The sequence below is a fragment of the Streptomyces antnestii genome, from assembly GCF_004005495.1.
Taxonomy (GTDB): Bacteria; Actinomycetota; Actinomycetes; order Streptomycetales; family Streptomycetaceae; genus Streptomyces; species Streptomyces antnestii.
In genome coordinates, this window is record NZ_RZYA01000011.1 from 257454 (window position 1) to 268551 (window position 11098).

Annotated in this window: 8 protein-coding genes and 1 pseudogene; 2 read left to right on the forward strand and 7 right to left on the reverse strand. The window is 70.4% G+C overall.

The annotated features are described in order from the left end of the window. Positions 1–5: 5 nt before the first annotated feature. Genes EOT10_RS23650 through EOT10_RS23660 form a run of 3 tightly spaced genes read right to left on the reverse strand, consistent with a single transcriptional unit; the run spans position 6 to position 3138 of the window. A complete protein-coding gene (locus EOT10_RS23650) occupies positions 6–938 on the reverse strand; it encodes a carbohydrate ABC transporter permease (RefSeq protein ID WP_127830292.1) in 933 nt (310 codons plus the stop codon). Then, positions 935–1849, reverse strand: a complete 915-nt coding sequence (locus tag EOT10_RS23655) for a carbohydrate ABC transporter permease (RefSeq protein ID WP_127830293.1) — start codon at positions 1847–1849, stop codon at positions 935–937. The genes EOT10_RS23650 and EOT10_RS23655 overlap by 4 nt, the downstream gene beginning before the upstream one ends. 20 nt (positions 1850–1869) lie before the next feature. Beyond that, entirely contained in the window at positions 1870–3138 is a 1269-nt protein-coding gene (locus EOT10_RS23660; protein ID WP_127830327.1) for an ABC transporter substrate-binding protein, read from the reverse strand. A 267-nt stretch (positions 3139–3405) separates the two neighbouring features. Here EOT10_RS23660 and EOT10_RS23665 point away from each other — a divergent pair, with 267 nt between their 5' ends. Further along, the gene (locus EOT10_RS23665) at positions 3406–5472 is read left to right on the forward strand and encodes an NPCBM/NEW2 domain-containing protein (RefSeq protein WP_127830294.1); all 2067 of its coding nucleotides are present in this window, start codon (positions 3406–3408) and stop codon (positions 5470–5472) included. Positions 5473–5539: 67 nt separating this feature from the next. On the opposite strand, the gene EOT10_RS23670 is transcribed toward EOT10_RS23665, so the two are convergent. Next, a complete protein-coding gene (locus EOT10_RS23670; protein WP_127830295.1) occupies positions 5540–6487 on the reverse strand; it encodes an ROK family protein in 948 nt (315 codons plus the stop codon). 161 nt (positions 6488–6648) lie between these two features. On the opposite strand from EOT10_RS23670, the gene EOT10_RS23675 reads away from it, so the two are divergent. Further along, positions 6649–7686 (forward strand): LacI family DNA-binding transcriptional regulator, encoded by a 1038-nt coding sequence (locus EOT10_RS23675; protein ID WP_127830296.1) that lies wholly within the window; start codon positions 6649–6651, stop codon positions 7684–7686. 22 nt (positions 7687–7708) lie between these two features. Here EOT10_RS23675 and EOT10_RS23680 read toward each other — a convergent pair whose 3' ends face one another. From EOT10_RS23680 to EOT10_RS23690, 3 genes and pseudogenes are all read right to left on the reverse strand, one after another. Further along, entirely contained in the window at positions 7709–9382 is a 1674-nt protein-coding gene (locus EOT10_RS23680; RefSeq protein ID WP_127830297.1) for a serine/threonine-protein kinase, read from the reverse strand. A 91-nt stretch (positions 9383–9473) separates the two neighbouring features. Next, complete coding sequence (locus EOT10_RS23685; RefSeq protein WP_127830298.1) at positions 9474–10766, reverse strand: DUF6986 family protein; 1293 nt, start codon at positions 10764–10766, stop codon at positions 9474–9476. Positions 10767–10937: 171 nt separating this feature from the next. Next, positions 10938–11098 (reverse strand): annotated as a pseudogene (locus EOT10_RS23690) (electron transfer flavoprotein subunit alpha/FixB family protein); the annotation flags it as partial.

Below are 11098 nucleotides of genomic sequence, written 5' to 3' on the forward strand. Positions count from 1 at the left end.
GATGGCTACCCCTTGCTCGACCCCAGCGTGAGTCCCGCGATGAAGTGCCTCTGCAGGAGCAGGAACACCAGGATCGTGGGGAGCGCCACGAGGACCGAACCGGCGGCCAGCAGGTTGTAGTCCGTGAAGAACTGGCCCCGGAGGTTGTTGAGGGATGACGTGATGGGGAGTTTGTTCGGGTTGGAGATGAAGATCAGGGCCCAGAGGAAGTCGTTGTAGACCCAGGTGAATTCGAGCGTGCCGAGCGCCGCGAGGGCGGGTCGGCACAGCGGCAGCGTGATGCGCCAGAACTGCGTCCACAGGCCCGCTCCGTCGACGATCGCCGCCTCCAGGATCTCCTGGGGAAGCGTCCGCATGAAATTCGCCAGGACGAAGACGCAGAATCCCAGCTGGAATCCGATGTTGACGACGATCACGGCCCAGTAGGAGTCGTACATCGTCAGTGAGTCCGACATCCACCACGGCAGCGGGATCTTCAGGAAGAGCACGTAGAGCGGTGTGACGATGACCTGGGGTGGCAGCAGGTTTCCCGCGGTGAAGAACATCAGGAGGACCATTCCGCCGCGCACCTTGAGGCGGGACACGGCGAACGCCACGAACGACGCCAGGAAAAGGGTGATCAGAACGGCCGGGACCGCGATGATCAGGGTGTTCTTGAAGTACTGGCCCATTCCCGAGTCGCTGAAGGCCTGGCGGTAGTAGTCGAAGGACAGGTGCTCGGGCAGCGAGAAATAGCCGTGCTGCGCCGTTTCCTCGTAGGGCCGCAGCGAGGCGTAGACCGCGAGGAGGAGCGGTGCCAGGAACGCGAGGGAGACGGCCGTCAGGAAGAGGTGCACGCCGAAGCGGCCGCGCCGGCGCGGGCGTTCGCGGTGCCGGTCGTCGCCGGCCCTCGCGCGTCCGGGGGTGGCGGCAGGTGTCGTACGGATGTCGGCGGTCATCGGTCGCGCGCACCTCGCAGCTCTTGGACCAGGAACGTCACGATGAATCCCAGGGAGACCGTGAGCAGGACGACCGCGATGGCGGAGCCGAACCCGATGCGGCTGGCCTCGCCGATGACGTTGTCCGTGATGAGGACGGACAGCAGTTCCAGGCCGTTGCGGCCCTTGTTCACGGCGTAGACGATGTCGAAGGCGCGCAGTGACTCGATGACGGTGATGACGGCGACGATGACGTTGACCGGGCGGAGGGTCGGGAAGACGACGCGCAGAAAGGTCTGCCGGGCGTTCGCCCCGTCGATCGCGGCGGCTTCCTTCAGCGTCGGGTCGACGGATTTGAGGCCGGCGAGATAGAGGATCATCACGTATCCGGTGTGCCGCCAGCTCGCGGCGAGCATCATCATCCAGATGTTGATGCGGGAGTCGCCGAGCCAGTCGACCGGGTTCTCGTGGTTGTCGAGAACGGTGTTGATGACGCCCTGATCGGTACCGAGGACGAGCTGCGCCATGAATCCGACGACGGCCAGCGAGAGCACCACCGGCATATAGAGCGTCGACTGGTAGAAGCGGCTGAAACGGACTCCCCGGTCGATGAGGACCGCGAGGAGGAGACCGAAAGGCGTGGCCACCAGGCCGAGAAAGGCGAGCCACAGGAGATTGTGGCGCACGGCCGGCCAGAACGGCGGATAGTTGTCGACGAGGTTCTTGTAGTTCTCGCCGCCGATCCAGTGGATGTCGCCTATGCCGTCCCAGGAAGTGAAGGACAGGCCGACGGAGGCGAGCGTGGGGCCCCAGATGATGACGATGTCGAGAGCGACGGGAATTCCCAGGAGCACGACGAGGACGGCGAGGTCACGGCGGGTGAACCGCCGCCGCCCTCGCCGTCCCGCGCGCCGCGCGGTGTCGGTCGCCACGGAACGCATTCCCCCACTGCTCAGCTGACGGCGGACGAGAAGATTTCCTTCTTCTGCCGCTCGATCCGGTTGACGAGACCGTCGACGTCCTTCGGGTCGGCGATGAAGTCCTGAAGCGCCTTGATCATCACGGTCTGCGCGAAGTCGGGCCGGGTGTCGCGGTCCATGAACTGCGATATCTGCTTGGCCCCGGAGACGAGTTCGGCCGACTTCTTCTGCAGCGGGCTGTACTTGGAGGTGTCGGCGCCGTCGTTCACGGCGACGTTGTTGGGGTCACCCGCCAGATAGACGTCCTCGGCTGCGGGCGTGCCGAGGTATCCGAGCAGGGCCTTCGCCGCGTCGGGATTCCTGGACTTTTTGGCGACCAGGAATCCGTCGATGGGCGCCTCGACCGCGTCCTGCCCGTACTGCGGGTCGATCTCGGGGAACGCGAAGAAGTCGATGTCGCCGCGCTCGTTCGCCGGGAACTGCTGGCCCGGATGCGGCATGCCGAAGACGGCCATTGCCGTCTGGCGCTTCTGCAGGCCCTGCGCGGCCTCCTCCCAGGTCCGGCCGAGCGCGCCCTTCTGGTAGTACGGCATGAGTTCGCGCCACAGGTCGAAGACCTTCTTGACCCTGGTGTCGGTCCAGGACTCGGTGCCCGCCATCAGGCCCTTGTGGAAGTCGTAGCCGTTGAGGCGCATGTCGATGTAGTCGAAGGTGCCCATCGCGGGCCAGCCGTCCTTGTCGCAGAACGCGACCGGGGTGCCGTCCTTGTGCATCGTCTTCGCGAGCGCGATGAAGTCGTCCCAGTTCTTCGGCTGCGCGTAGCCGCGCTTCTCGAAGAGGCTCTTACGGTGGAAAACGGCCCACGGATAGTAGTAGTACGGCACGAAGTACTGCTTGCCGCCGTGCGTCGACTGGTCCTTGAGCGCCTGGGAGAAACCCTTGAAGCCCTTCCAGACGTCGTCCACGTCCCGCAGCAGGCCCTTCTCGGCGAAATACTGCATGCGGTAGCCGGCGAACCACATGAAGACGTCGTCCGGGGTGCCCTGGAGATAGCGCGTGATGTTCGTCTGGAACTCGTTGTGCTCCGTGGTGTTGACGTCGACTTTCTTCCCGGACTTCTTCTCGTACGCCGCGAAGGCCGCCGCGAACGCCTTCTTGGGCACCTCGTCCGAGGCGTTGGACCCCACGGTGACCGTCTTCTTGTCGCCTCCCGGGCCGCTCCCGCACGCGGTGAGCAGCGCAGGAAGCGTGAGCGCCCCGGCGCCGAAGGCCGCACCGCGCAGAACACCTCGACGGGACATCCGATGTCCCGTCGCGCTCCGGGGCGCGCCGGAACCGTAGAACGATGACTGTGCCATGTCCCCCTCCTCGGGGTGCAACCCAACACAACCGAACGCGAGGGTTGGATCCCACTCCCAACTCCCGTGAGGGTCAAGGGTTCTGACAGGACATCGGCCAACCGTTACCGCATCTCTTCCAACAGAGTCCAACACGCCCTACCGTAAATCCGCACCATTGACGCGAACACGCCGTCACCCCACCTTTCGCGAGTACGGAGGAACGTCACGATGCGTCACCTTCCCACCCGCACCTCACGCACCACCCGCCGAAGAGTCGTCGGAGCGTTGGCCACCGGGCTGCTGTGCGCGGCCGGGGTCACGGCTCCCGCCGCCGTCGCCGCGCCACCGGCCCCCGAACCGGCCACGTCCCCCGCCGCGACCGCCCAGGAGGCGTCACCCACCCTCGCCGACGGCCTCGCCGCGACCCCTCCGATGGGCTTCAACAACTGGAACTCCACGCACTGCCGCGCCGAGTTCAACGAGTCGATGGTCAAGGGCATCGCCGACCTCTTCGTCGACAAGGGCCTCAAGGCCGCGGGCTACCAGTACGTCAACCTCGACGACTGCTGGGCCCTGCCGCAGCGCGACGCGAACGGCAAGCTCGTACCGGACCCCGTCCGCTTCCCCCACGGGATCAAGGCCGTCGCCGACTACGTCCACTCCAAGGGCCTCAAGCTCGGCATCTACACGAGCGCGGGGACGAAGACATGCAGTTCCATCGGGTTCCCCGGCGGCCTCGGCCACGAGTACAGCGACGCCCAGCAGTTCGCCGACTGGGGCGTCGACTACCTCAAGTACGACAACTGCAACAACCAGGGCGTCGACGCCAAGCAGCGCTACCGCACGATGCGCGACGCCCTCAAGGCCACCGGGCGGCCCATCGTCTACAGCATCTGCGAGTGGGGCTCCAACAAGCCCTGGGAGTGGGCCGCCGACGTCGGCCATCTGTGGCGCACCACCGGTGACATCAGCGACAGCTGGGGCTCGATGCTGTCCCTGATGAAGCAGAACCTGCCGCTCGCCCCGTACGCGGGACCGGGCCACTGGAACGACCCCGACATGCTGGAGGTCGGCAACGGCGGGATGACCGCGACCGAGTACCGCACGCACTTCTCGATGTGGTCGGTCATGGCCTCGCCCCTCCTCATCGGCACCGACCTGCGCAAGGCATCCGCCGAGACCCTCGACATCCTCAGCAACCGCGAGGTCATCGCCGTCGACCAGGACCCCCTGGGCAAGCAGGGCACCGTGCTCTCCTCCGAGGGCGGGCGCTGGGTCGTCGACAAGGAGATGCAGGACGGCAGCCGCGTCGTCGCGCTCTTCAACGAGTCGGGCAGCCCCCAGCGGATCGCCACGTCGGCCCACGCGGTCGGACTGCCGGACGCCGACGCCTACACGGTGCGCGACCTGTGGCAGCACCAGAGCTACAACACGGCCGGGACGGTCTCGGCGACCGTGCCCGCGCACGGGACCGTACTCGTACGGGTCTCCGCCGACGAGAAGTGGGCCGCGAACCCGCCCGCCGTCGAACTCGGCCTGGGCGGAACGCCGTTCGTCGAAGCCGGCAAGCCCGCCGCACTCACGACGTCCGTCACCGATCTGGGCCGCACGCCCGCGCGCCGGGTCTCCGTCGCGCTGAGCGGGCCCGCCGGATGGAGCGTCGAGCCGTCCTCGCCGACGGACACCGATGCCGTACCGACCGGCAAGGCCCTCACCACGTCCTGGACCGTGACCGCTCCGGCCGGGACCGCGACCGGCGCGTACGACCTGTCGCTCAGGGCCACGTACCGCTCCCCCACCGGGACGCGCGCCGCGAGCGTGCTGCCGCTGACCGCGCACGTCGTGGTCGCGCCACCGGCCGGCGCGTCGTCCCTCGGTGATCTGCCCTGGCTGTCCACGACGAACGGATGGGGGCCCGTCGAGCGCAACACCAGCAACGGGGAGAGCGCCGCGGGTGACGGCCACCCGATCAGCATCGGTGGGGTGGTCTACGCGAAGGGGCTCGGCGTACACGCGGACAGTGCCGTCGAGTACTACACGGGCGGCTCGTGCGCACGCGTCACCGCGCACGTGGGCGTCGACGACGAGACGGGCGCGAGGGGCACCGTCGCGTTCGAGATCTGGGCCGACGGCAAGAAGGTGACGTCGACCGGCGTCCTCACGAACACGGACGCCGCCCAGGCGCTCTCGGCCGACGTGAGCGGCGCGCAGGTGGTGCGGCTCGTGGTGACCGACGGCGGCGACGGGGTGGACTACGACCACGCGGACTGGGGGGACGCGGTGCTGACCTGTTAGCGGCTCGGGGGCCGGTGTGCCGGAACCGGCCCCCTTTTCCGTACAGCCTCGGAGCGGGGGCACCACCTCACAGCGGTGACACGTCCCGGTCCCGCGTGAGCGCCGCCGCCGCCGCTCCGACCAGGCCCGCGTCCGTGCCCGTCCGCGCCGGGGCCACCGTGAGCCGCCGCACGAACGACAGCGTCGCGTAGTCGCGCAGCGAACGGCGCAGCGGGGCGAAGAGGATCTCTCCGGCCTTCGCGACCCCGCCGCCGACCACCGCGATGTCGATCTCCACGAGCGTGGCCGTCGCGGCGATGCCCGCGGCCAGCGCCTGCGCGGCGCGTTCGAACGAGGCGACGGCCACCGTGTCGCCGGCCCGGGCGGCAGCGGCCACCGCAGCCGCCGACAGGTCACCGTCGGGGCCGGGTCGCCAGCCGTCCTCCAGGGCGCGCCGCGCGATGTTCGGCCCGCTCGCGATCCGCTCGACGCAGCCGCGCGCGCCGCAGGGGCACGGGTCGCCGTCCAGGTCCACGCTGATGTGTCCGATGTGGCCCGCGTTGCCCGTGGGGCCCGGGTGCAGCTTGCCGCCGAGGACGAGGCCGCCCCCGACGCCGGTGGAGACGACCAGGCACAGCGCGTTGTCGTGACCCCGTGCCGCTCCCTGCCAGTGCTCGGCGGCCGTCATCGCGACGCCGTCGCCGACCAGTTCGACCGGCAGGCCGCCGGTGACGGCGCGGACGCGCTCGACGAGCGGGAAGTCGCGCCAGCCCGGCACGTTGACCGGGCTCACCGTGCCCGTGGAGGCGTCCACCGGGCCCGCGCTCCCGATGCCCACGGCCCGTGCCCGATCCCACAGCGGGGCAGCCGTCAGCTCGCCGAGCACGGCCTCGACGGCCCGCATCACCGTGTTCCCGTCCTCCCTGGCCGGAGTCGGCCGCTGGGCGCGCAGCAGGATGCGGCCGTGGTCGTCCACCAGGGCCCCGGCGATCTTGGTGCCGCCGATGTCGAGCGCGGCGACGAGGTCGGTCTGCATCAGTGTGAGATCTCCTGGTGAAAAGGCAGGTCGGAGAATGGCGAGGGATAGTCTCTCCCGCATCTGACAACGTTGTCCAGGGCCTATGCTCGACGCCACATCCCCATACAGCATCATGAACCCCCTGGAACCGCAGCGACGACAGGACAGGACTTCCCACCGTGGACCGCACCGCCCGCCGCCCCGACAGCCGTTACGGCAACCGCCCGACCATGAAGGACGTCGCGGCGCGCGCCGGGGTGGGCCTCAAAACGGTGTCCCGCGTCGTGAACGGCGAACCGGGGGTCACCCCCGACACCGAGCGCCGCGTCCAGGAGGCCATCGAGGCCCTGGGCTTCCGCCGCAACGACAGCGCCCGGGTCCTCAGGAAGGGCAGGACCGCGAGCATCGGTCTCGTGCTCGAAGATCTGGCCGACCCGTTCTACGGGCCGCTGAGCCGGGCCGTCGAAGAGGTCGCGCGCGCTCATGGCGCCCTGCTCATCAACGGGTCGAGCGCCGAGGACCCGGAGCGTGAGCAGGAGCTCGTCCTCGCGCTCTGCGCGCGCCGCGTGGACGGGCTCGTGGTGATCCCGGCCGGTGACGACCACCGCTACCTGGAGCCCGAGATCGCCGCGGGCGTCGCGACCGTGTTCGTCGACCGTCCCGCCGGGAAGATCGACGCGGACGTGGTCCTCTCCGACAGCTTCGGGGGCGCGCGGGACGGCGTCGCGCACCTGATCGCGCACGGCCACCGCCGGATCGGCTTCATCGGCGACCAGCCGCGCATCCACACCGCCGCCGAGCGCCTGCGCGGCTACCGGGCCGCGATGGAGGACGCCGGGACAGCCATCGAGGACGCCTGGATGTCGCTCGGCGTCACGGATCCGGTGCGGGTGCGCAAGGCCGCGGAGGACATGCTCGCGGGCCCCGACCCGGTCACCGCGATCTTCGCGGGCAACAACCGTGTGACGGTGACCGTCGTACGCGTCCTGTCCGAGGTCGACCGCCCCGTGGCGCTCGTCGGCTTCGACGACATCGAACTCGGCGATCTGCTGCGCCCCGGGGTGACCGTCGTGGCGCAGGACGCCGCGCAGCTCGGCCGCACGGCCGCCGAGCGCCTGTTCCGTCAGCTCGACGGTGTCTCGGTGGTGCCGGAGCGCATCGAACTGCCGACCCGGCTGATCACTCGCGGCTCGGGCGAACTGCCCCCGGCCGACTGACGGTTGACCCTTCGGCGAGCGGTCAGCAGACGGGGAGTCCGGGGAGCGGCGCGTCGTTGTCGCCGCCCTTGAGGTAGACGTCACTGACGAAGACGTTCGTATTGCCGCTGTCGTCGTCCGTCTTCGCCCACCACACGTTCGTCCACTGCCCGTACGTCTCGCGGCGGCCCAGGTTCTGCTGACAGTAAAAGTAGTTGGTGCCGGCGTTCAGCACGCCCGCCCGGGTGCCGGAGGCGGTGTACGAGTCGGACGTGCGCCACACCGTGCAGTCGTACTTGCCGCCGCCGGCGGGGTGGCAGGCCGGCGCGGCCGGTGACGGGCCCGGCCCCTCCGCGGCACCGCCGCTCTTCGTGGGCCGGGGCGCCGCCGGGGCGGAGGCGGAGGGCGCGGGCCGGGTGGCGGACGGCTTCGGGTCGGGCTTGTGGGACGTCTTGCTGTCGCCCGGCGCCCGTGACTTCTGGTGGCCCTGGCCCGACGGATCGCCCGTGCCGCCCGCCCCGCCCAGGTCGGCCCGGCTGCGGTCGGGCTCCGGCGCGCCCGTCGTGGCGCCGGCCGAGGCGGCGGCACCGGTCCGCTGGCCGTCCGGCCCGTTGTCGATCGCGGCCACGGTCGCACCGGCCGCCCCGAGTACGGCGATCACGGCCGCCACGGCGAGCAGCACACGCCCACGACGGGGCCCCCGCGGCTCGGCCGGCACGTCGGAGGCGGCCGGTGGCGGGGGCCCGAAGCCGGGCGGCGGCGCACTCGGCACGCTGCGCACCGTCGTCTCGCGAGGACGCACCGTCGTCTCGCGGGGGCGTGGCGCGGGCTGCCGGAGCGCGGCGGTCGCAGTGTCGCCCGGCATCGCGGCGACCGCCTCCAGAAGCTGCCGCGCCCGCTCCGCGTCGGGCCGCGCCTGCGGATCCTTGTGCATCAACTCCCGGAGCACGGGGGCGAGGGGGCCCGCACGGTGCGGTTCCGGCAGCGGGTCGACGACGATCGCGGTGAGCGTCGACCACGTGGACGTACGGCGGAAGGGGGAGGCTCCTTCGACGGCCGCGTACAGCGTGGCGCCGAGGGCCCATACGTCGGATGCGGGTCCGGGGTCCTGGCCCTGGGCGCGCTCGGGGGCCAAGTAGTCGAGGGAGCCGACCAGTTCGCCGCTGCGGGTGAGGTGTGTGTCCGAGCCGTCGCCCGGGTCGTCCATCGTCGCGATGCCGAAGTCGGTCAGGACGACGCGGCCCGAGCGGTCGAGCAGGATGTTGCCCGGCTTCACGTCCCGGTGCAGAACCCCGGCGCGGTGGGCGGCGGAGAGGGCGTCCATGACCTTCGCGCCGATGGCGGCGGCCTCACGCGCGTCGAGCGGGCCATCCTTGCGCAGGGCGTCGTCGAGCGACGGGCCGTCGACCAGCTCCATGACGATGAGGGGGCGGCCCTCGACCTCGGTGACGTCGTGCACGGCGACGACTCCGGGGTGGCGCACGCGGGCGGCGGCGCGGGCCTCGCGCTGCATTCTCCGTCCGAGGTCGGCCAGTTCGGGTCCGGCGGCGTCGGTGTAGGTGCGCAGTTCCTTGACGGCGACCTCGCGGCCGAGCACCTCGTCGAAGGCCCGCCATACGACGCCCATGCCGCCGCGCCCGAGCCGGGACCGTACCCGGTACCGCCCGGCGAGGAGGCGGCCGCCTCCGTCCGTCTCTTCCTGTTCCCCCGAAGACACCGCTGCCCCGTCCCTGTGACGCCAGTTAAGTGGCGTCCAGAGTACGGGGCAGCGGTGACAGAGCCGGAACGGCGTCACAGCACCGGGACGGTCAGCGCTCCTGCGCGGTCAGGTCGCCGCGGCGCGGGCCGGCGAAGCCCTGGAGGCGGGCCAGGGTGAGGCCGGTGATGCGGGTGACCTCGCCGGTGTCGAGGGCGCCGCAGTCCAGGCCGCGCAGCAGGTAGCCGGCGAGCGCCTTGGCGGTGGCGGGCTCGTCCATGACGTCGCCGTCCGCCGCGTGGTGGGCGTAGGCCGAGAGGCGCTTGGCGGCGGCCTCGAAGCCCTCGCGGTAGAAGGCGAAGACGGCGGCGTAGCGGGTGGGGATGTGGCCCGGGTGCATGTCCCAGCCCTGGTAGTAGGCGCGGGCCAGGGCACGGCGGGTGAGGCCGTAGTGCAGGCGCATCGCGTCGTGGACCTTGGCGGTCGTGCCGACGGGCAGGACGTTGGTGGAGCCGTCCGAGACGCGGACGCCGGTGCCGGCGGCGGCCACCTGCATGACGGCCTTCGCGTAGTCGGCGGCCGGGTGGTCGCTGGCCTGGTAGGCGGCGCTGACGCCGAGGCAGGCGCTGTAGTCGAAGGTGCCGTAGTGCAGGCCGGTGGCGCGCCCCTCGGCGGCTTCGATCATGCGGGCGACGGCGGCGGTGCCGTCGGAGCCGAGGATGGACTGGCTGGTCTCGATCTGGATCTCGAAGCCGAGGCGCCCGGCCTCCAGGCCGTGGGCCTTCTCGAAGGCCTCCAGGAGACGCACCATGGCGGTGACCTGCTCCGGGTACGTCACCTTGGGCAGCGTGAGGACGAGCCCGTCGGGGAGGCCGCCCGCCTCCATGAGACCGGTCAGGAAGACGTCGAGCGTGCGGATGCCACGGTCGCGTACGGGCTCCTCCATGCACTTCATGCGGATGCCCATGTACGGGGCGGCGGTGCCGTTCTTGTACGCCTCCACGACGAGACGGGCCGCGCGGGCGGCGTCCTGGTCCTCGTCGGCGCCCTTGTAGCCGTCCTCGAAGTCGATGCGGAGGTCTTCGACGGGCTCGCGCTCCAGCTTGGCGCGTACGCGCGAGTAGACGGGCTCCGCGAGGTCGTCGCTCAGACCGAGCACGGCGGCGAAGGAGGCGGCGTCCGGGGCGTGTTCGTCCAGCATCGCGAGGGCCTGGTCGCCCCAGGTGCGGATGGTGTCGGCGCCGAACTGCTCACCCGGGACGTACACCGTGTGGACGGGCTGCCGGGTGCCGGGGTCTCCGGGGTAGCGGCGCTCCAGCTCCGCGTCCACCGGGGCGAGGGAAGCGCTGATGCCCTCGCTGACCGCTCCGGCGAGGCTCGTTGCCACCTTCTCTTGCTGACCCATTCCTGCACCCTCCACACGCTCGACGTTCGTTCGCGAGTTTCCGCTTCACGGAATCAAGAATCCGTATAGCGAAGTTATCCGCGCTCGTCACCCGCGTCAATGGTCCCTCGTACGCGAACGGGGCCGCGCGGTGAAGATCACCACGCGGCCCCGTCACCAGCCCGGAGAAGCTCAGCCCTTGCGGGTGTTGATTTCCTGGGTGAGCTGGGGGACGACGTCGAAGAGGTCGCCGACGATGCCGTAGTCGACGAGGTCGAAGATGGGGGCTTCGGCGTCCTTGTTGACGGCGACGATGGTCTTGGAGGTCTGCATGCCGGCGCGGTGCTGGATGG

Coding starts and splice junctions, on each gene's coding strand:
- EOT10_RS23650 (WP_127830292.1), bottom strand. CDS start 938: ATGACCGCCGACATCCGTACGACACCTGCCGCCACCCCCGGACGCGCG.
- EOT10_RS23660 (WP_127830327.1), bottom strand. CDS start 3,138: ATGTCCCGTCGAGGTGTTCTGCGCGGTGCGGCCTTCGGCGCCGGGGCG.
- EOT10_RS23665 (WP_127830294.1), top strand. CDS start 3,406: ATGCGTCACCTTCCCACCCGCACCTCACGCACCACCCGCCGAAGAGTC.
- EOT10_RS23670 (WP_127830295.1), bottom strand. CDS start 6,487: ATGCAGACCGACCTCGTCGCCGCGCTCGACATCGGCGGCACCAAGATC.
- EOT10_RS23685 (WP_127830298.1), bottom strand. CDS start 10,766: ATGGGTCAGCAAGAGAAGGTGGCAACGAGCCTCGCCGGAGCGGTCAGC.